Origin of the sequence: Parafrankia sp. FMc2 (assembly GCF_041008525.1) — a bacterium.
In the GTDB taxonomy this organism is placed as follows: domain Bacteria; phylum Actinomycetota; class Actinomycetes; order Frankiales; family Frankiaceae; genus Parafrankia.
Map to the genome: position 1 here is coordinate 1 of NZ_JBFLUG010000134.1, position 19,073 is coordinate 19,073.

21 protein-coding genes are annotated in these 19,073 nt (G+C 71.7%); 18 read left to right on the forward strand and 3 right to left on the reverse strand.

Annotated features, from left to right (window positions below):
* From istB to AB1460_RS29455, 4 genes are all read left to right on the forward strand, one after another.
* Window positions 1-534: IS21-like element helper ATPase IstB (gene istB / locus AB1460_RS29440; RefSeq protein WP_368965348.1), on the forward strand; the 534-nt coding region annotated here is incomplete at its 5' end.
* Between the two features lie 78 nt (window positions 535-612).
* The gene (locus AB1460_RS29445; protein ID WP_368965349.1) at window positions 613-870 is read left to right on the forward strand and encodes a PIG-L deacetylase family protein; all 258 of its coding nucleotides are present in this window, start codon (window positions 613-615) and stop codon (window positions 868-870) included.
* Window positions 871-971: 101 nt separating this feature from the next.
* Window positions 972-2,465 (forward strand): glycosyltransferase family 2 protein, encoded by a 1,494-nt coding sequence (locus AB1460_RS29450; protein ID WP_368965350.1) that lies wholly within the window; start codon window positions 972-974, stop codon window positions 2,463-2,465.
* A 7-nt stretch (window positions 2,466-2,472) separates the two neighbouring features.
* Window positions 2,473-3,759 carry a glycosyltransferase gene (locus AB1460_RS29455; RefSeq protein WP_368965351.1) on the forward strand — a complete coding sequence of 429 codons (1,287 nt, stop codon included), beginning with the start codon at window positions 2,473-2,475 and terminating at the stop codon, window positions 3,757-3,759.
* Window positions 3,760-3,774: 15 nt separating this feature from the next.
* Here the strand turns inward: AB1460_RS29455 and AB1460_RS29460 are convergent, their stop codons facing one another.
* On the reverse strand, window positions 3,775-4,821 hold the full coding sequence (locus tag AB1460_RS29460) for a phosphotransferase enzyme family protein (protein WP_368965352.1): 1,047 nt from the start codon (window positions 4,819-4,821) through the stop codon (window positions 3,775-3,777).
* A 77-nt stretch (window positions 4,822-4,898) separates the two neighbouring features.
* On the opposite strand from AB1460_RS29460, the gene AB1460_RS29465 reads away from it, so the two are divergent.
* The 3 genes from AB1460_RS29465 (at window position 4,899) to AB1460_RS29475 (ending at window position 7,307) form a co-directional block, all read left to right on the forward strand.
* Window positions 4,899-5,600 (forward strand): AAA family ATPase, encoded by a 702-nt coding sequence (locus tag AB1460_RS29465; RefSeq protein WP_368965353.1) that lies wholly within the window; start codon window positions 4,899-4,901, stop codon window positions 5,598-5,600.
* Window positions 5,597-6,397 carry an HAD family hydrolase gene (locus AB1460_RS29470; protein ID WP_368965354.1) on the forward strand — a complete coding sequence of 267 codons (801 nt, stop codon included), beginning with the start codon at window positions 5,597-5,599 and terminating at the stop codon, window positions 6,395-6,397. Before AB1460_RS29465 ends, AB1460_RS29470 begins: the two co-directional genes overlap by 4 nt.
* Before the next feature lie 217 nt (window positions 6,398-6,614).
* On the forward strand, window positions 6,615-7,307 hold the full coding sequence (locus AB1460_RS29475) for a hypothetical protein (RefSeq protein WP_368965355.1): 693 nt from the start codon (window positions 6,615-6,617) through the stop codon (window positions 7,305-7,307).
* 64 nt (window positions 7,308-7,371) lie between these two features.
* Here the strand turns inward: AB1460_RS29475 and AB1460_RS29480 are convergent, their stop codons facing one another.
* Together AB1460_RS29480 and AB1460_RS29485 are read right to left on the reverse strand one after the other, a co-directional pair.
* A complete protein-coding gene (locus tag AB1460_RS29480) occupies window positions 7,372-7,965 on the reverse strand; it encodes a 2'-5' RNA ligase family protein (RefSeq protein WP_368965356.1) in 594 nt (197 codons plus the stop codon).
* Between the two features lie 53 nt (window positions 7,966-8,018).
* Complete coding sequence (locus AB1460_RS29485) at window positions 8,019-9,494, reverse strand: hypothetical protein (protein WP_420497409.1); 1,476 nt, start codon at window positions 9,492-9,494, stop codon at window positions 8,019-8,021.
* Window positions 9,495-10,872: 1,378 nt separating this feature from the next.
* On the opposite strand from AB1460_RS29485, the gene AB1460_RS29490 reads away from it, so the two are divergent.
* The 11 genes from AB1460_RS29490 (at window position 10,873) to AB1460_RS29540 (ending at window position 18,982) form a co-directional block, all read left to right on the forward strand.
* Complete coding sequence (locus tag AB1460_RS29490) at window positions 10,873-11,646, forward strand: ATP/GTP-binding protein (protein WP_368965358.1); 774 nt, start codon at window positions 10,873-10,875, stop codon at window positions 11,644-11,646.
* 79 nt (window positions 11,647-11,725) lie between these two features.
* The gene (locus tag AB1460_RS29495) at window positions 11,726-12,415 is read left to right on the forward strand and encodes an SAF domain-containing protein (RefSeq protein ID WP_368965359.1); all 690 of its coding nucleotides are present in this window, start codon (window positions 11,726-11,728) and stop codon (window positions 12,413-12,415) included.
* Window positions 12,408-13,253 carry a MinD/ParA family ATP-binding protein gene (locus AB1460_RS29500; RefSeq protein ID WP_368965360.1) on the forward strand — a complete coding sequence of 282 codons (846 nt, stop codon included), beginning with the start codon at window positions 12,408-12,410 and terminating at the stop codon, window positions 13,251-13,253. The genes AB1460_RS29495 and AB1460_RS29500 overlap by 8 nt, the downstream gene beginning before the upstream one ends.
* Window positions 13,250-14,695 carry a CpaF family protein gene (locus AB1460_RS29505; RefSeq protein WP_368965361.1) on the forward strand — a complete coding sequence of 482 codons (1,446 nt, stop codon included), beginning with the start codon at window positions 13,250-13,252 and terminating at the stop codon, window positions 14,693-14,695. Before AB1460_RS29500 ends, AB1460_RS29505 begins: the two co-directional genes overlap by 4 nt.
* Window positions 14,692-15,600, forward strand: coding sequence for a type II secretion system F family protein (locus AB1460_RS29510; RefSeq protein WP_368965362.1), 909 nt, complete (start codon window positions 14,692-14,694; stop codon window positions 15,598-15,600). The genes AB1460_RS29505 and AB1460_RS29510 overlap by 4 nt, the downstream gene beginning before the upstream one ends.
* Window positions 15,597-16,502 carry a type II secretion system F family protein gene (locus AB1460_RS29515; RefSeq protein ID WP_368965363.1) on the forward strand — a complete coding sequence of 302 codons (906 nt, stop codon included), beginning with the start codon at window positions 15,597-15,599 and terminating at the stop codon, window positions 16,500-16,502. Before AB1460_RS29510 ends, AB1460_RS29515 begins: the two co-directional genes overlap by 4 nt.
* Before the next feature lie 26 nt (window positions 16,503-16,528).
* Window positions 16,529-16,723 carry a hypothetical protein gene (locus AB1460_RS29520; protein ID WP_368956090.1) on the forward strand — a complete coding sequence of 65 codons (195 nt, stop codon included), beginning with the start codon at window positions 16,529-16,531 and terminating at the stop codon, window positions 16,721-16,723.
* Between the two features lie 210 nt (window positions 16,724-16,933).
* Window positions 16,934-17,287, forward strand: coding sequence for a TadE/TadG family type IV pilus assembly protein (locus AB1460_RS29525; RefSeq protein WP_368965367.1), 354 nt, complete (start codon window positions 16,934-16,936; stop codon window positions 17,285-17,287).
* Entirely contained in the window at window positions 17,284-17,730 is a 447-nt protein-coding gene (locus AB1460_RS29530) for a TadE/TadG family type IV pilus assembly protein (RefSeq protein ID WP_368965364.1), read from the forward strand. The genes AB1460_RS29525 and AB1460_RS29530 overlap by 4 nt, the downstream gene beginning before the upstream one ends.
* Window positions 17,731-17,771: 41 nt before the next feature.
* On the forward strand, window positions 17,772-18,164 hold the full coding sequence (locus AB1460_RS29535) for a pilus assembly protein TadG-related protein (RefSeq protein WP_368965365.1): 393 nt from the start codon (window positions 17,772-17,774) through the stop codon (window positions 18,162-18,164).
* Entirely contained in the window at window positions 18,161-18,982 is an 822-nt protein-coding gene (locus AB1460_RS29540; protein WP_368965366.1) for a LysM peptidoglycan-binding domain-containing protein, read from the forward strand. The genes AB1460_RS29535 and AB1460_RS29540 overlap by 4 nt, the downstream gene beginning before the upstream one ends.
* The last annotated feature ends 91 nt before the right edge of the window (window positions 18,983-19,073 follow it).

Here is a 19,073-nt window from a genome sequence, read left to right on the forward strand (position 1 = left end):
CACCTTCCCAGCCTACGCCGTGATGTGCTCGCGCATCTGGCAACCAGCACCTACATCGCGAAGGCGGAGAACGTCGTCCTGCTCGGCCCTCCTGGGGTTGGGAAGACCCATCTCGCCATCGGCCTGGGCGTCAAAGCAGCCCACGCCGGCTACTCTGTCCTGTTCGATACTGCCAGTAACTGGATAACCCGCCTCGCGGATGCCCACCACGCCGGGCGCCTCGATGACGAACTCCGAAAGATCCGCCGCTACAAACTCATCATCATTGATGAGGTGGGCTACATTCCGTTCGATCAGGACGCGGCGAACCTGTTCTTCCAGCTCATCGCGTCCCGCTACGAGCAGGCCTCGGTCATGGTGACCTCGAACTTGCCCTTCGGTCGCTGGGGCGAGACGTTCTCCGACGATGTCGTCGCAGCCGCCATGATCGACCGGCTCGTCCACCATGCCGAGGTCCTCACCCTCGCCGGCGACTCCTACCGCACCCGCGCCCGCCGCGAGCTCCTCACCAAGGACCGACCCAACCACAACTGATCAACCAGACGCAGGGGGTCAAGATTCAGAGACCCGCACGGGGTCGGTTTTCGGGGAGCCTTGACACGGCCATGGTGGGTGCCGACGATCCTGGGCTACGAGGTGTGGAGCCCGATCGTCGACCCGGCCTACACCGAGGACATCACCGACACCCTCGACGTCAAGGTCGCGGCGTTGGGCTGCTACCGGTCCCAGACCCAGGCGGCCAAAGGCGCCGGGCAGGCCGACTACATAGGTGAACCGGCCCGCTACCTGGCTGGCTACCGCGGTGCGATGGCCGGCGGCGGGTTCCGGGAAGCGTTCTCCGTGCACCGCCTCGGAACGGCCTCCCCGTGAATCCCCAACCCCCATCCCGGCTACGGCGCCGGCGGCGCGCGTGGACATGGCTGTGTTGGGCCGCCGCAGCAGCCACCACGGCCCGTGGCCTGCACGGGACCATGAACACGGTCTCCTCGCTGCGCTGGCTGCGCACGGCCAGCTCCGACCGCTCGGGCCCGGTGCCGTCCGGGCAGGAACGCCCGTTCTTCGTCCTGCTCCTTCCTATGCTGCGGGAGCAGGCACTGATCGCCGACACGGTCAGCCTGTTCAGCCGGATGGCAGCCGACTACGGCCCCGCCTGCGTCGTGGTGGTGACCACGGCCCGCGAAGAGGCTGAGCGCGACGGGGCCGCCGCCCGCCTGCCGGACCTCGCTGCGGCCCTCGCGGCGGGCACACCCGCCGACCGGCTGAGCCGAACCTTCCGGCCAGTGCTGCCGGCCGCCCAGCTGGCGACCCTGGCCGAGACCTGCCGCGGGTCCACCGCCGCCGACTGCACCGCCGCCCTCCAGGCCATGTTCGAGGCGCAGCCGACCACCAGCCAGCTCGCCGCCGACCTCGCCCGCGACTATCCCTCGGTGCGCCACCTGCACTACCCCGACCCGCAGGGCACGATGGCCGACCAGGTCAATCACGCGGCCCGCGTCGAACGCGACCGGCTCGCCGCCGACGGCGCGGACACGACGCTGGTGTACCTCGTCCAGTACACCGCCGACTCCCGCCCCGACCCCGACACGCTCACCGTCGCGGCCCGCCGCATTGCCGACCTGCACCAGGCGACCGGGCAGCCGCCGCGGGTGCTGCAACAGTCCGCGCTGTTCCTCGCCAACCTGCCCACGTTCCCCACCGGGCCGGCCGGCCGGTACCTCACCGGCGCAGCATTGCTCCAGTCCCGGTGGAGCCTGGCCCACGAGATCCCCACCTGGCGCCACCACCGCCGCCCACCCGCTACCCGAACCGGCCTGGCCTCTCACTGGCCGCGGTACGCCCACTGCACCGGTCACGGCCTGTTCCTGCACGCCGAGACGTTCCTGCGCTGGGGTGGGCTGCCCACCCGCACGATGAACGAGGACCTCGCGCTGGGATTCCTGGCCTCGGCCGCCGGTGTGCCGATCGACCCGATCCCCGCCGTGGAATGGGCCGACAGCCCGACCACACCGGCCGAGGTCATCCGGCAGAAACGGCAGTGGTTCTGGTCCTACGTCGACTACCCGACCCTGCTGCGTCTCGCCGCCGTTGCCCTGCCCGGCGAACGCACCGCGCCGGGCGGGGTACGTGGGCTGCTCGCAGCCCAGGGCCTCGGCCGCGGGGCGATCTGGTTGGCGACCTCACCTACCCTCGCCGCGACCCTCGCCCTTCCGCTGGTCGCGCGCCGCCCGGCCGCCGGCCTGCTCGCCGCGGCAGCGGCGACCGGGATCTACCTCGCACCCGCCTACCTGATCGTCGAAGAGCTACGCCGCCGCGGCCTGCGCCCCGACCGCCTGCACACGGGCGAGGTCGCTGGGCTGCTCGCCGCCTACCTCACCCACAGCACCGGCCCCTGGTGGTGTCTCACCAACGGCGCGCACCGCGCGGCCACCGGCCACCGCTATGTCCACGACAAGACCGAACGGTGAACCGCCCATGACCCTCACCAGCGACACGGCGACGCTCGACCGTCTCGTCACCGACCTGACGACCACCCCCCTGGACCTCACCACCGTGGCGGACAGCCACCACGCCCGGCGCAGCGTGTCCGCCCTGCTCACCACCTACAACCGCTGCCCGTTCGACCCGGCCGCCGGCCGGCTGCGCGACAACCCGCTGACCTGGGCGCTGGACACCCTGCTCGCACAGGCCGGCGACACCCTCGCCGAGATCGTCGTCGTGGACGACGGCTCCACCGACCACACCGGTGACGTCCTCGACCACTACACCGCGCTGCCGGGCGACGTTCCTGTCCGTCCGGTGCGGCTGGCCGGGAACGCAGGGATGACTGTCGGCCGCAACATCGCCGTCGAGGCGGCCTCCTGCGACTGGCTGCTGTTCGGCGACGACGACTGCCTGTTCAGCCGGCACTACGCCGCCGGCGCCGCCCACACCCTCACCCGGCTCCGCGACCACGACCAGGCAGCCGGGCTGGTCATGCTGCCGTTCTACTACCGCGCCCTACGCCCCCGCGACGTCGTCGACCGGGACGAGATCGGCCAGCTCGACATCACCACCGCCTACTTCTCCACCCGGTTCCACGCCTTCCCCGCCCCCTACCTCGACGGCCCGGCGCCCCGGCTCGACACGGACAGCGGCCTGCTCGCCCCGCTGCCGGTCCAGCTCGTCGGCGGCACCTTCCTGGCCGACCGCACCCTGCTGGCCCGCGCCGGCGGCTTCGCCGACCAGACCCGGTGGCGCAGCGCCTACGCCGAAGCCCTACACCTGTCCGCCGACCTCACCCACGCCGGCGTCAGCATGTACTTCACCCCCGACCCGCGGCTGTCCGCCCCCCACCTGAAATTCGGCGCCGCGGGCCGGTTCCCGCTGTATCCCGACGACCTGGACACCGTCGTGCCCGTCCTCGACCGGCCCTTCGCCGACCTCGTCGCCCTGTCGAGCGTGCCCCGAACGAACACGGGCGCACGGGTACCCGACCGCCGGCTCCTCACCGAAATGGTCGGCTCCTTCTTCGCGTTCTTCGTCGCCCGCAGCCCGGCCGGCGGGCACGCCTGGGCGACCCGCATGCACCGCGAACTCGTCGTCGACGCGACCGTGCACTCCCTGACCGTCACCCGCCCACCGAACCTGGCGGAACGACGTACGGCGTGGCACGACGGCCTGACCGCCGGTGGACGAGCCGCCAGCGACAGCGCGGTCGACGTCCAAGCCGTGCTCGACGACGTCACCCGCGCCGTCGGCGAGCCCCGCATCATTCTGTGATCGCGCCCGGCCCGCTCAGCCGCGCGCCAGCGCTGTCATCACCTGCTCGTAGTGCTGGGTCCACCAGACCACCAGCGCCGCCGCACCGGGAAACAGATGGTCGCAGGACCGGTCGCCGCGCAGATACCGCCACTCCAGCATCCAGAAGTCGTGCAGACGTTCCCACCACAACCGCCACACCGCCCCTTCAAGATCCTCCACCGGCAGGGGGAACTCCTGCCGGTAGCCGGCGACGAACTTTTCCGCCCGGTCCAGGTCCAGGCCCCGCTCGTCCTCGAACCCGAACAGCAGCGTCGCGGCGCGGACCACCTCCGCGGCCAGCGGCCCGGTCGACAGCCGGTCCCAGTCCAGGATCGCCACGACCGTCCCTGCGTCGTCGTAGAGCAGGTTCAACGCGTGGAAGTCCCCGTGAAGGTGGCCGCCGGCTCCTGGCTGGCCGGACGGGGGCTGCCGGCCGGCCAGCTCGACGAGCATCGTGCGGCGTTCTACCAGCACCCGCGCGGCCAGCTCGTCGAAGGTGTCCCGCGACCGCGATGGTGGGAGACGCCGGAGCAGCGTCTCGATCAGCTCCTGCGCGGATGCCGGGTCCGCCGCCGGCTTCCAGGCCACACCCTGCGCGGGCGGCAAGAGGTCGCCCAACGCCTGATGCACCCTGCCGAGCAGCCCACCCAGCTCGCCGCACCGACCCGCGGTCAGCTCCAGACCCCTCCGATGCCGCCCGGCGATCCAGGGGTAGACCGCGAAACGGCCCTCCTCGGTGCACACCAGCCGGGCACCGTCCACGGTCGCCATCGCCGCCGGGACCGGCAGGCCACTCGCCGCCAGCCTGCTGGTGACCTCCTGCTGAAAGCCGATCTGCGCCTGGTCGATGTCGAGGAACTGCTTGACGAAGAACACCCCCGTCGACGTGGTGACCTGCCAGTTGCGGTTCATCAGCCCCTCGGCCAGATACCGCACCCCGGTCGACGCCCCGACTGGCCAGAACCGCAACACCGACAGGGGCAGCTCCGGGCCGCTGCCCCGGCCCACCTCGCTGCGTCCGGTCTCCGCGGTCACCGCCATGGCCGTCCTCACAATTGTCGGTCCCTCTGGCTACGGTCCGCACCGTACACCGGCCCTCACCCGCCCCGGAGACACTCATGACACCGCCATCCCCGCCTCCCACCCGCCCGCAGCTGGTCGCCCTCGACGGCGGGTGCTTCACCGGCAAGACGACGCTGGCAACCGTGCTGGCCAGCCAGCTCGACGCCACCGCCGTCCCCGAGTACGCCGACCTCGCACCGCTGCCGCCCTACCCACCCCGCACCCTCGACGACGTCCACGCCGGCCTCGACCACCTGTGCCGCCTGGAACAACAACGCGCCGACCTCGCTCGGCGCCTCCGCACCAACCTCGTGCTGTTCGACCGCAGTCCCCTGTCCTGCATCGCCTACCAGCAGGCCATCGCCCACCTCGGCATCCCCGCCGACCCCCACTACGCCGCCGGCATCTTCACCCACGCCGTACACGCCGGCGCGGCACTGCCACCCGACCGCTACCTGTACCTGCGCCTGCCCCCCGAGACCGTCCTCGCCCGGCAACGCCACCGCGGCCCCGTGCAACCGCACCTCGTCGACCCACGCTTCACCACCGCCAACGACCACGCCAGCCTGCGCTACCTCGACATGCTGCCCGACGACCGGCGCCTCATCCTCAACGCCGACCGGCCCATCAGCCAGCTCGCCGCCACCGCCGCAGCCTTCCTCGCCACAACGCCGACCTCACCAGCCCCGGCCACCTGGACCCGCATGCTCGACACCCCCCACGGCCAGCCGCGCACACCGGCCCCGCACCCCGCATGAGCCACGTCCCACCGCAACGACGGCCGCCCGCACCTCCCGACGCCGTCGTGTTCGACTGCGACGGAACCCTCGTCGACACCGAGATCTGCTGGAACCGCGCCTACACCACCCTGTTCCACCACTACGGCCGCACCTTCACCGCCACCGACCACGCCACCCTCATCGGCCAGCCCATGCCCGTCGTCGGCCGCATCCTCACCACCATCCTCGGCTTCCCCATCCACCACAGCACCCGCCTCGCCAGCGACATCCTCGACCTCGCCCTCGCCGAACTCGCCACCGGCGCCCCCGCCCGTCCCGGCGCCATCCACCTCGTCCGCACCCTCGCTGACCGCGGCTACCGCCTCGCCGTCGCCTCCAGCGCCCCCCACACCCTCGTGCACCAGCACCTCGTCGCCACCAGGCTCACCGACGCCTTCCCCGTCGTCCTGTGCGCCGAAGACACCGACCACCCCAAACCCCACCCCGACATCTACCTCCAAGCCTGCACCCGCCTCGGCGCCGCACCAGCGCGAAGCATCGCCATCGAGGACTCACCCCCAGGCGTCCTCGCCGCCCGCACCGCCGGCATGTACGTCATCGGCGTCCCCGTACACCCAGACATCGCCCTGGCCGCGCACCTGACCGCCAGCGACCTCAACGCTCCACACCTGCGCACCGCCCTCGGTGTCCTGACAGGCGAGACCCCTGCCTGCCCCGTGGAAAACGCCCCCATGCCGCGTGGCGCGGTGTGCTACCCGCAGGAGGCAACCCACACCGGCCAGAGGAAGCCGCAGCAGCCTCTGGGTGGCCGATGACCGGGCAAGCGGATTGCCGTGCCAGCCCGCAGACAGGCCCGCCGCCGACGATGATCCCGACGGAACGAGTTCACGTGGGGGGAAGAATTGGGCCAGGGGTGGGCCGTTTCCGCTGCCTCTGGACGCGCATGCTCGACGCCCCTCGGATTGTCCGGCTGTGCTCCTGCGCATCCCTGGGAGCTACCACGGTCGGCGATGTTGGGGCGAGAATGTGATCGTGTCCGAATCCCGTTCGGTTGACCGGCAACTTCGGGCGGCGGCGTCACGTTTTGGTCGACGCCGGCGAACCGTCCGGGTCGGCGTCCCCGTGCTGGTCTGCGCCCCAGGGTTCTGGCTGTGGGTCCAGCTGGTCCGGGCCGGCACCAGCGCCGGCTGGTTGGTGCTGTTCGGGACCTGGTTTGTCGGGACTGTGGGCGTCGGCCTGTTGCTCGCCAGCCGGCGGTGGCTGCTGCTGTTGGACCGCCTGCCGCTGGCGTCACCGGGATGCCGGCTGGCCTACCACGCGCTGCGCCTCGACGAGTTCGCCCATGCCCCAGAACCACGTGGCCTCCTGAGTGAGGTTCTCGTCGACGCCGCGGACGCGCTGGACGGCGCCGCGCACGCTGCCCGAGTGCTCCAGCGCAGCCTCGATCAGCAGACGCCGGCGGGTACGGCTGCCGCGGACCTCGTCGCCTACGCGGCGTCCAGCGCCGAGCAGGTCCGGGTGGACATCCTGCGCGGGGTTGAGGAGTTCCTCGCGATCTGGGCAGACCTCGTCGCCGGGCTGGGGAGAACCGTCGAGTCTCGCCCACGATCAGAGCTGTCCGGGTCCTCCTCTCGGGCGGATGCGACCCGGCGGGTGCCGGCAGATCTTGCCGAGATCTCGCGCGTCCTGGTCGGCCTCGCTCAGCTGGCCCTCACCCGGCTCTGAACCACCGGCCCGCCTTCCCGTTGCGACCCCGCGCCTCCGGACCCGGGCGACCAGATGAGACGTGTTAGGCGCTCAGAGGGGCGACAGCCACGGTGTCCCACTGGTAGGTGCGGCCGTGGCGGTACAGCCGTACCAGCCGAAGATCGGCCACGGAGACCTCGGCCGGGGGCAGGTCACGCAGCCCCGCGACCCGGTGGATGATCGGTTCCGCAGGCATGTTGCGGTTGCTGTAGGCGATACCGATGTGCGGACGGAAACGCCGATTGACGGCGGGCAGGCCGCAGGCGGAGGACACGTCGTCCACGGCGTCCCTCAGTCTGATCAGGGGTTCCCAGGGGGTGACGGTGAAGCGGACCGCGCCGCTTGATCCTGCCAGCGGTCCGACCCGCAGCCGGAACGCCGGCTGGTGACGGCACTGTTCGGCGACCTGGCGGGTGACTGTGGCGAGAGCGGCGGGGTCGATCTCGTCGGTGAACGCGAGCCGGCGCACGGTGAGGTGCAGCCCGTCGGCGGGTACCGGGTCGAGACAGGCGAGGTCGTGCAGCTGCTGTTGGCAGGTCGCGGCCAGGTCCTGTAGCGCGGCGCTGTCGAACGTCAGGAACCAGTGGAAGCTACGCCGGCCCGGGGTCCAGCCGGGCCGCTCCCAGTGGTCGGTCATAGACGGTAGAACCCGGAAGCGTTTCCAGTCGTCGTGGACCGGGTCGTGCTCGCTCACCGTGGCGCGCTGTGGGGCAGCGCCTGGGACACTTCGGCGAGTTCGGCGACGGCGGGCAGGGTCCGCCAGGGCGCGGTGCGGCGGGCGAGTTCCTGGCCGCGCTGGCGGATCGACTCGATCGGGGCGGCACCGGCGCGGGTGAGGGCCTCGACGCCGAGCGCGGCGCTGTGTTCCGGGTCGGGGTCGGCGCCGGCCGTCAGCGCGGTGGCGACATCGAGGGTGATCAGGACGTCGCTCCACCGGGAACGGTCGGCGCCCGGCATGCTGCTGGCGGTCTGGGCGTAGCTCTGGACGAGGGCAGTGTCGCCGGTGCCGACGTGGGCGGTCGCGGCGTTCGCCGCGATCCGCGCGAGGCTGTAGGCGCCGAAGGAAATGCACGGCGACATGCCCTCGGGTAGCTCGGTGTCCTCGGCGAGGTCGAACGCGCGGCCGACGGCTTCCCGCACGCCGCCGCGGTCGCCGAGTTGGCCCAGGGCGCGGGCTTCGCCGTTGACCGCCAGCCGGATCGCCTGCGGCCCGCCCGCGGCGTGGGTCTGTCCCTCGCGTGCCCGTTCCAACGCCAGCCGGTAGTCACCGGCGTAGTAGGCGCACAAACTTTCGGTGCCCCGTACCCAGGCCGCCAGATCGCTGTCCTCGACGGCCACTGCGAGGGTGAACGCCTCCACGCAGTAGGCACGCGCGAGTGGGAAGTCCCCGAGGTTCACCGCCATATAGCCGGCTAGCCCCGACAGCTGCCCAGCGGCCCGCAGCAGCCGGATACGGTCCCGGGGCAGCTGCCAGCCCTCGACGAGGGTTTGCACGCCCTTCCGCTGGCGTACAACAAGAGGCATCAAAAGCGCTGGTCCCCGCGTCTCATAGGAGGCGACACAGTCTTCAATGAAACCGTCGACATAATCGAGGAAAGGCGTTTGTGTGGAGGGTCCTGCGAAATATTGCAACCGAAGGCCGACGTCGAGAAGTTCCGCCTGCCGGTCAAAGCCGCCGCTAAGGGAGGCGGTCACATCCGCGACTGAGATCATCGCCGGAGTGGATGTTCCGATGCCCTTTCCGACTATTTCGACCTGCGCCGCATCCCTGGGCTTCGGTAGTTCTTCGGGTCTGACCCGCTTGGTTTTCGTCGTCTTGCTGATAAGGAGACTGTCGGCGGGGGTGAGGTGTTCACGGTCGTCAAGGTCGATCAGGTTGTGGATGCCGGTGCCGTAGACCTCGGCGAGCAGCGCGAGAATCTGGGGGGTGGGCCGGCGGCGGTTGTTCGGCAGCGGCCAGTTCTCCAGCTCCGACAACCGCGGGCCGGTCATAGTGGCGGCGCCATGGGGGTCCAGACCGGCACGGGCGGCGTGGGCGTTGATGTGGTTCGCGGCCTGCGTCTGCGTCCAGCCGTGCGCGACGCGGTAGGCGGCGCGGGGGCGCAGCTGGTAGCGGCGGGCGAACTCGACGGCGATCTCGTCGTGGGACATGCCCGCCGTGCGCATCCGCGCCCGTAGCTCCGCCTGTTCCACCCGCAGGCTGGGCCTGGTCGTCACGAGGTCTCGGGCTCCTCCCTCGTCCTACACCAAAGCTGGTGGCCGGGCGGCGAGTCGGAATGCGCCAACAGTAGCCCTCGACGCTCAGTGTCCCAAGTGGTCCAGCAGCGTCCGCTGCGCCGTGCCCCTCGGGCTCGACCTACCTTGGGGTGCTCGCGGCTGCCGAAGGGCGCCTGTGGATGTGGTGCGGGTCGTCGGCGGTGCCCGCGTTGGCGCGGCTTGCTGTCCGTCTTCGGCCGCGGTTCGACGAGGACCCGTGCACGCTTCAGATAGCCCGTTCAGGCCATGACAGCGATCCAGTGCAGTAGTCCAATCAGATGGTAGCGACTAGTCCTAGTGAGTCATTTCTCGCTGGGAAGCCGGTCCTACTGCGCAGTGGGAACGCTGTGAGGCCACACGGCCGGAGTAGTCCTAGATGGAGGGTTTTCCGTTCCAGGTCGAGTTGGCTGTTCGTTGGAATTTCCTGCGAGGTGGGCACTGTGGCGGTCCGGGCTCGTACACCACGACTGCACCAGCGGGCTCTGCGGGACGCCGCCGGTGCCCTGACTGCTGCCGTGGTGCTCCTCGCCGCTTGTAGCTCCGGCGGTTCCGCGCCCGACCCGGCCGCGAGCAGCGGCGCTGTCTCCTCGCCAACGCCGTCAGGCGGGACGCCGTCCCCGACGCCGACGTCTCCGGCGGACCTCGCCCGTCGTGATGCGGTTGCCGTGTACCTCGGGATGTGGAAGGCCGATGCGCAGGCTGGTCGGACTGCGGACTGGCGGGCGCCGTATCTTTCCCGCTATGCCTCGGGCGAGGCTTTGCAGGTCCTCACAGGTGGTCTCTACGCGGATCACGCCAATGGGCTCGTGTCTCGGGGGGAGCCCATTAACAGGCCAGAGGTCACGTCGGTGGAGCCACCGGAAGAACCGAAAACTGTGATGATCTCGGACTGTAGTGATAGTCGAGATTGGGTACGGTATAAGGCTGATGGTTCAGCTTTCACGGATACGCCCGGTGGGTTTCACAGAATCGTGGCGGAGGCGCGCATTCACACCGACGGCCTTTGGCGGGTGACCCAGTTCGGTGTAGGCGCGGTGGGATCGTGCTGAGGCGAAGCTGTGTCGTTGTTTTGATGGCTCTCGCGGTCGGCGTGGGTGCTTCGCCTGCGTTCGCGAACGGCTACGGCTCGACCGAGTGTGATCAGAATCCTTATCCGGGGTGCGATCTTCTGGCGGGCAGCGGCGGGGAGGCCGCAGTCCCAGTACCCGACGGTAGTCCCTCATCCGCCAACGACCTTCCGGGATCGAGAGGCCGTCAACCGCGCAGCGTGCCTCCTGGCGACAGGGCGTTGAGTGAACCGTCACTCGCGCACGCGGATTGCTCGTACGTCCGCAGTGACTATCAGCCGCCCGCGGGCGGTGTACGGCCCGCCTCCTATCAGCTGCCGGCAGCGGGCGGCCTGGTGGTGCGACCGGCGGTGTGGAACTCGTCGGGCCTGTCGGTGCGTCCGGTGGCGTCGCAGCCGGGGCAGGGGCCGGGTGCTTGGTACATCTACCAGTGCGCGACGGGCGGCGAGCAGGACGCGTTGTACCGGGCGCCGGTGTGGATTCCGGATGCGGCGCCGGGGGCTGCGCCCGCGCCGGACCCGGAGGCGCTGGCGGAGCAGGCCCGCAACCAGCTCCGGCTGGCCGGCCCGGCGATCGTGATGAGTCCGGTCGCCGACCAGCTGGTGCGGCTGCCGACGTGGCTGTGGCTCGACCCCGCCGGGTGGCAGCAGGCGGCGGCGACGGCCGCGGCGGGTGGGGTGTCGGTGACCGCGGTCGCCCAGCCGGTGGAGGTGGTCTGGTCGTTGGGGGATGGCGGGACGGTGACCTGCCCCGGTCCGGGCACGCCGTTCCCGTCTGGGGTCGATCCGAAGGGCGCGTCGCCGGACTGCGGCTACACCTACACCCACCGGTCGCTGGACGAGGCGGGCGGGACGTTTCCGGTGACGGCGACGGTCCGCTGGGACGTGACCTGGGCCGGGGCCGGTCAGACAGGTGCGTTTCCGGGGCTGACGACCGTGTCGACGACGCAGGCCAGGGTAATCGATGTCCCCGCGCTGACGACGGACGGTGGCTGATGACGACCATGACCCACACGATTCGGGTGAGCGGGCCAGGCGGCCACACCGGTGACAGCCCGGTGGGCGGTGCCCGGTGGTGACGGCTCCCTCCTGGACGCCGCGCGCGGCCGGTCCGGACCGCGCGGGCCGGCGGACCGGCGGCACCCCTGCGGCCCGGTTGACCGGCGGTCCGCGGCGCCGTCGCCGGGTTCCGTATCTGCTGCTGGGTGTGGTGCTGGTGGTGGGCTGTGCCGTCGCTGGCCTGGTCGCGGGCGCGCGGGTGGGGTCGCGGGAGCCGGTGCTGGTGCTCGCCCGGCCGGTGACGGTCGGCCATGTTCTGGCCGCCGGGGACGTGCGGGAGGTGCGGATCTCCGCCGACGGAGTCGACACCATCGGCGCCGGGGAACGGGACAGTGTGCTCGGCAAGCCGGTCGCCTACAGCCTGCCGGCGGGCACGGTGCTCAGCCGGGCGGCGGTCGGTGCCGCGCAGGTCCCGCCGCCGGGGGAGGCGATCGCGGCGGTGGCGTTGAAGGCCGGCCAGTTTCCCACCGGCCTGGCGGCCGGTTCGCGGGTGACGGTCGTGGTTGCCCCCGCGACCAGCGCGGTGTCGACCACGTCGGCGGGTGGCACCGAGTCGTGGCCGGCGACGGTCGTCGCTGTCGTGGCGGCGGACACCGAGCAGACGACGGTGGTCTCGCTCCAGCTCGCCGAAGCAGACGCCCGCGCGTTGGCGGCGGCACCGGCCGGGCAGATCGGCGTCGTCACGGTCAACGGATCGAATGGGTGACCTCGTGATCATCGCTGTGGGGTCGTTGAAGGCGTCGCCGGGGGCGACGACGCTCGCGCTGGCACTGGCGGACCGCTGGCCCACCGATGGCGGAGACCCGCTGGTGGTGGAGGCAGACCCCGCTGGCGGTGACCTGGGCGCACGGTTTGGACTGTTGGCGGGCGGCCGAGGGTTGGTAACGCTCGCGGCTGCCGGCCGTCGAGGCGGCGGGCAGCGCTCCGCGGAGGACCACGCCCACCAGCTGCCCGGTGGTCTGGCGGTCATCCCCGCACCCACGGGCGCCGAGCAGGCCAGCCAGGTGCTGGGCGAGCTGGATGGTGGGGGCTGGTCGCTGCTGTGGTCCGCGGCGCAGACCGGCGGCCGGACGGTGATCGTGGACTGCGGTCGTCTCGATCCGTGGTCGCCCGCGGGGCCTGCGCTGCGGGCAGCGGATGTGCTGCTGCTCGTGGTGCGGGCTCGGGACGAGGAGCTTGCGCATCTGGCGGCGCGGCTGCACGTGGTGCAGGGCTGGGCGCTGCCGGCCTGGTATGTGGTCGTCGTCGCCCAGCCGCACCGGGCACCGGACTACCGGGTTCGGGAGATCGCCCGGGTACTGGGGTCGCAGGTACTGGGTCCGGTGCCCCACGACACCACGGCCGCGGAGGTGCTGGCCGGTCGTCGCCAGACCCGCACCGGGATCGGCCGGTCGAAGCTCGGCCGGACGGTGGCGGGCATTGCCGGCTATCTCGCCGCCACGGTGCCGGCTGGCTCAGAGCGCCCGGCGCTGGGTGCGGCGCCGGCCGGGTCCAACGGCCGGGCCGCGTTGCCGCCGACCCCGACGCGGACGGTGCCGCGATGACGATCCCGTCCCGGCCCGACCCGCACCGCCCTGCGGCTCCCGGTAACGGGGCGGGCTGGTCTGGTCCGCTCACTGCCTGGAGCGGTGGTGGGGGTCCGGCCGCACCGACCGATCTTCCGGGCCGGGCCTCGGGGTCGGCGGCCGACGCCCTGCGCGACCGGCTCCGGGACGGGCTGCGGGCTACGCTCGCCCGCCGGCTGCGCGCGGACGAGGACACCGGCTCCCCGCCGCTGACCGCAGGCGCGCGGGAGGCGTTCGCCCTGTCCGTGCTCGTGGATCTGACCGAGGCGCACACCAGCGCCGAGCTGGCCCGCGGTGCGGCGGTCCTGACGCCCGAGGACGAGCAGCGTGTCATCCACGAGGTCCTCGCCGAGGTCCTCGGTCTCGGTGGCCTCGAACCGCTCTTGGCCGATCCGAGCATCGAGAACATCAACATCAACGGGGACCGAGTCTTCGTCCGCCGGGCGGATGGCAGCCGGCAGCGGCTTCCGGCGATCACCGACTCGGACACCCAGCTGGTCGAGCTGATCCGGGACCTGGCCGCTCACGCCGGGGTGGAGGAGCGCCGTTGGGACCGCGGCGCCCCCATGGTCAACTTTCATCTGGCCGACAAGAGCCGCGTGTTCGCGGTCATGGCGGTGACGGCACGGCCGAGTGTGTCGATCCGCCGGCACCGGTTCCGCCACGTCACCCTGTCCGCGCTGCGCGCGAACGGCACGATCGACTACGGCTTGGAGGCACTGCTGGCCGCGCTGGTGGCGGCGCGGAAGAACATCGTGGTCGCCGGGGGCACCACGATCGGGAAGACCACGATGCTGCTCGCGTTGGCCGACCAGATCCCGCCACACGAGCGGCTGGTGACCGTCGAGGACGTGTACGAGCTTGGGCTCGACGCGGACGAGCGGGCCCACCCGGACGTCGTGGCCATGCAGGTCCGCGAACCCAACACGGAAGGCGAAGGCGCGATCTCCGCCTCCGATCTGGTGCGAGCCGCGCTGCGGATGTCTCCGGACCGGGTGATCGTCGGCGAGGTCCGCGGGCCCGAGGTCATTCCGATGCTCAACGCGATGTCTCAGGGCAACGACGGCTCGATGACCACCCTGCACAGCTCGACCAGCCGCGGCGTGTTCGGCCGGCTGGCCTCCTACGCCGTGCAGGGCCCGGAACGGCTTCCTGTCGAGGCGACGAACCTGCTGATCGCCTCAGCGATCCACGTTGTCGTCCACCTGGCCGAGCCTCGTGGGGAACGAGGCCGCCGGGTCGTGTCGTCCGTGCGGGAGGTCGTCGACGCCGACGGCACCCAGGTGATCACGAACGAGCTGTACCGGCCGGGTCCGGATCGCCGTGCCCTGCCGGCGGCGCCCCCGACCGGGGAGCTGCTCGACGACCTGGTCGATGTGGGGTTCGACCCGGATGTGCTGTCCCGGGGGTGGTGGGGATGACCGGTGTGTTCGGGCTGTTCGGCCTGGGTGTCGGTGCGGGCCTATTCTTGATCGTCTATGGCTGGCGCGGTGCGCCCGACGAAGACACGCGCCGTCCCGCGCGCCGGCCGTGGGCGTGGCCGTGGCGGACCGATCCGCGGTTCGCCCGGTGGGCGGCCGGTTCGGTCGCCGCGGGGATCGTGGCGGGGGCGGTGACCGGCTGGGTCGTCGGCGCCCTGCTGATCGCCATGGCCGTGTATGGGCTGCCGCGGATGCTGGGCCCGGACCGGGCCCAGGCCCGCCAGGTCGCCCGCACCCAGGGCATCGCGGTGTGGGCCGAGCAGCTGCGTGACACCCTCGCGGCTGCGGCTGGGCTGGAGCAGGCGATCCTGGCCACCGCGCAGACCGCGCCGGCCGCGATCCGCGACGAGGTCGCGCTGCTGTCCGCGCGGATCAACCGCCGGGAGCGGCTCGGACCGGCACTGCGCGGCCTCGCCGACGACCTGGATGATCCGCTAGCCGACCTGGTCATCGGCGCCCTGATCCTGGCCAGCGAGCACCAGGCCCGCCAACTGTCCGGGCTGCTGGGCCAGCTCGCCGCCACGGCCAGGTCCCAGGTGGACATGCTGGGTCGTATTGAGGTCGGCCGGGCCCGGATGCGCACCACGATGCGGGTCGTTGTCGTCACCAGCATCGTGTTCGCCGGCGGGCTGATCGTGTTCAACCGGCCCTTCCTCGACCCCTACGGCACGGCCGCGGGTCAGCTGGTCCTGCTCACCATCGGGGCGATCTTCACGGGTGGGTTTGTCTGGCTTCGACGCATGGCGCGGATCGAGAACACCGGTCGCTTCCTCGACCTGGACGATCCGACGGCGCCGCAGGCCGCAGGGACGGCCCCGGCGACGGCCGGGTGGGAGTCCCGATGAGTGTCTTGCTGATGCTGCTCGGCGTTGGGGCCGGGGTCGGCCTGTGGGCGCTGGTCGTGTGGCTCTTTCCGCCACGGCCCTCTTTGGATGAGGTTATGGCCCGGCTCAACCCGGCCCCGGCCTCGCCCGCTACCCCGAGGACGGTGCCGGCGGGGCAGGACGGGTGGGCGGTGCGGATGGGCCGGCCGTTCGTCGGTCTGCTGCGCGCCGCCGGCCTGCCGACCGCGGCGCTGCGCCGGGACCTGGCGACGCTTGGCCGTTCCCCCGAGGCCCATCTCGCCGAGAAGGCGACCGCTGCCGTGGCCGGCCTGCTGTTTCCCTCCGTGGTGGGGCTGGCCTTCGGCGCGGGAGGCCGGCCGTTTCCGTGGGCGGTGCCGGTCGCGATCGCCCTGCTGCTCGGCGTCGTCGGGTTCCTGCTACCCGACCTGACCGTGAAAACCGAGGCCGATCGGCAGCGCCGCACCTTCCGCTACGCCTTGTCGGCGTATCTGTCGTTGATCCAGGTGTTGCTCGCCGGCGGCGCCGGGGTCGAGACCGCGCTGACCGACGCGGCGGCGATCGGGAACGGCTGGCCGTTCGTGGCGCTTCGCCGCACGCTGCGTACCGCCCGGGAGACCCGGATCAGCCCCTGGGCCGCGCTCGGCCAGCTGGGGGCGGAGCTTCAGATCGCCGAACTCGTCGAGCTGGCCGACGCGGTCGCACTCGCGGGCACCGAAGGCGCCCGCGTCCGCCAGTCCCTCGACGCGAAAGCCACCGCGCTGCGCGTCCGCCAGGCGCAGGACGCCGAAGCCGACGCCAACGCTGCGACCGAACGCATGAGTATCCCCGGCGTCCTCATAGCGATCGGTTTCATCCTCTTTGTCTTCTATCCCGCCCTGACCCAGATCAGCCGCTCCCTGTAGACGATTTTTCGACCATCGGAGGAACCGTGTTCGGCCGTCTCCAGACCTGGTGGTCGCGCATCCGCGACCGCTACACTCAGACGCCGCCGGATGAACGCGACCGGGGCTCCACCACCGAGAACGTCATCTGGATCGCGTTCCTGGCGGCGCTCGCGCTGACCGTGATCGGTATCTTTGGCCCGCAGATCTTGGACGCCGCGCGCAGCGTGGTTTTCCAGTAGCAGGACCTGGCGATGGCAGCCCGGCTTCGTCCGGTCAGGGATCGACGCCGTCCCCACCCAGGCCGCCCTGGATCGGCACGCCGGCCTGCTGGGGGCAGTCCCCGCGCGTCTCGACGGGCGCTCCCGAGGTCTCGCAGTGTCCGACCAGGCCGAGCGCGGCGGTGCGCACGGCCCACGCCGGCGCTTCGCCGTCACCGGGACGCCGGGGCGCTGACCGTCGAGATGATTTTCGTGCTGCCCCTGCTGTTCACGGTCGTGCTGCTGCTCGCGCAGGTCACGGTCTGGGCGCACGCCAGCCACATCGCCCAGGCCACCGCCAGCCGGGCGCTTGCCGCCACCCGCGCCGACGGCGGCACCATTGCCGCCGGCCAGGCCCAGGCGCAGGCCACCCTCGATCAGCTCGGCCCCTCCAGCCTCACCAGCCCCCAGGTCACCATCACCCGCGACGGCGAGACGGCGACCGTCCACGTCCACGGCACCGCCGCCAGCGTGATCCCTGGGCTTCGGCTCGGGATCGACGCCGACGCGGCCGGGCCCGCCGAGCAGCGGCGGCCGGCCCTGTGAGCCGCGAACCCAGGTGCGCTCATCGTGGTCCTGACCGGGGGTCAGCTACCGCCGAGCTCGTGCTGATTCTGCCGGCGCTGCTGCTCATGCTCCTGTTCCTCGTGCTGTGCTATCGGATCTCGGATGCCAAGCTGCGGATGGCGGACGTCGCGCACCAGGCCGCCCGCGCCGCGTCGATCGCCCGCACTCCCGCCCAGGCGGTCGCCGACGCCCGCGCCACCGCGCAGGCCGCGCTGGCCAGCGCCGGGGTGACTTGCCGGGATCTCACGGTCGACACCGAGACAGCCGGGTTGGCGCCGGGTGCGCTGGTGCGGGTGACCCTGACCTGCACCGCCCGGCTGGACGATCTCGCGATGTTGGGAACCCCCGGCACGGCGACCCTCCATGCCAGCTCCACTTCCCCGGTAGACACCTACGGCGACCAGCTGGGACAGGCACCGTGAGCCGCGGGCGGCCCGGTCGTCCTGGGCGGGATGAGGGGACGGTGACCGCGTTCGTGGTGGTGCTGTTCGGCGCGTTCGTCATGTTCGGCGGGCTGATCGTAGACGCAGGTGGTGCACTGGCCGACAAGACCACTGCGATGGGCGTCGCGCAGGAGGCGGCCCGTGCAGGCGCCCAGCAGATCGACCTGACCGTGCTCCGTCAGGGTGGCACGGTCAGGTTGCTGCCCGACCAGGCGGTCGCCGCTGTCCAGTCCTACCTCGCCCAGGCCGGCGCCACCGGCACCGCGACCGTCATCGACAACACGGTCACCGTCACCGTGACCGCTGTGCACGACACCCTGCTGCTGGGTGTGGTCGGACTCGACACACTCAGGGTGACCGGGACGGGAAGCGCCCACCCAGCCCCACCAGCACCGGCCGGAGCCGTCCCGTGAGCCGGCCGCCCACCCGCCGCCGGCCCCACCGTGCCCGGCGCCGGAGCACCGCGGGTCTGCTGCTGGTCGGTCGGCTGCTGCGCGCGACGGTCGCCCTGACCGCGCTGGTCGCCCTGGTCGGCGGCCTGCCCTGGGCGCTATGGCACTTCGTCGGCTGGCCTCTGCCCCACGAGGTGCCCTCCTGGGAGGAGGTCTCGGCGCGGCTGACCGGGCCCATGGACGACACGCTGCTCCTGGACGTCCTCGCGATGCTGTTGTGGCCGCTGTGGTTCGCCTTCGCGGTCTCCGTCGTCTTGGCCGTGCCCGAGGTGGTGCGGGAGGCTCGCTGGCCCGGTCACGGCGTTGCGCTGCCGGTCGGCGGGATGCGCGGGTTCGCTACCTTCCTGCTCGGCGCGGTCCTGCTCACCGTCGCCCAGTCCCGCGGCCCGCTGACCCCGGCCAGTGGTCCCGCCACTGCCACGGCGGCGGCCACCACACCCGTCGTCCCGAGCTTCGTCACCGTCGCGACGGCCACCCCGATCGAAACGGCGCTGCCCACAGCGGCACCAGGCACCGCGGTGGTGCAGCTGCCGGCCAACGGTGTCTACGACTCGCTGTGGCGGATCGCGGACCGCTGCCTGGGCGACGGCGCCCGCTGGCCGGAGATCTGGGTGCTCAACCACGGCGTCGCCCAGGCCGATGGGCGTGCGTTGACCCAGCCGGGCCTGATCCGTCCCGGCTGGGTCCTGAGCCTGCCAAGCCCGCCGCCCGCCGTCACGCCTCCTGGCGATCAGGCACCCTCCAGCCCTCCGACCACACCCCGTCTCTTACACACCTAAGCACCTGCCCCCCAGCGAGCCACGTGCGGTCTCAGTGGACGTCCAAGTACGAAAAACAGCACGACGTCTACTACTACAACCATATCATTCA

Excerpts from the sequence above, each read along its gene's own strand:
- AB1460_RS29460 (WP_368965352.1), bottom strand. The coding sequence starts at position 4,821 with ATGGCGGTGACCGCGGAGACCGGACGCAGCGAGGTGGGCCGGGGCAGC.
- AB1460_RS29465 (WP_368965353.1), top strand. The coding sequence starts at position 4,899 with ATGACACCGCCATCCCCGCCTCCCACCCGCCCGCAGCTGGTCGCCCTC.
- AB1460_RS29470 (WP_368965354.1), top strand. The coding sequence starts at position 5,597 with ATGAGCCACGTCCCACCGCAACGACGGCCGCCCGCACCTCCCGACGCC.
- AB1460_RS29515 (WP_368965363.1), top strand. The coding sequence starts at position 15,597 with ATGAGTGTCTTGCTGATGCTGCTCGGCGTTGGGGCCGGGGTCGGCCTG.
- AB1460_RS29450 (WP_368965350.1), top strand. The coding sequence starts at position 972 with ATGAACACGGTCTCCTCGCTGCGCTGGCTGCGCACGGCCAGCTCCGAC.
- AB1460_RS29505 (WP_368965361.1), top strand. The coding sequence starts at position 13,250 with ATGACGATCCCGTCCCGGCCCGACCCGCACCGCCCTGCGGCTCCCGGT.
- AB1460_RS29510 (WP_368965362.1), top strand. The coding sequence starts at position 14,692 with ATGACCGGTGTGTTCGGGCTGTTCGGCCTGGGTGTCGGTGCGGGCCTA.
- AB1460_RS29480 (WP_368965356.1), bottom strand. The coding sequence starts at position 7,965 with ATGACCGACCACTGGGAGCGGCCCGGCTGGACCCCGGGCCGGCGTAGC.
- AB1460_RS29455 (WP_368965351.1), top strand. The coding sequence starts at position 2,473 with ATGACCCTCACCAGCGACACGGCGACGCTCGACCGTCTCGTCACCGAC.
- AB1460_RS29500 (WP_368965360.1), top strand. The coding sequence starts at position 12,408 with ATGGGTGACCTCGTGATCATCGCTGTGGGGTCGTTGAAGGCGTCGCCG.
- AB1460_RS29485 (WP_420497409.1), bottom strand. The coding sequence starts at position 9,494 with ATGCGCACGGCGGGCATGTCCCACGACGAGATCGCCGTCGAGTTCGCC.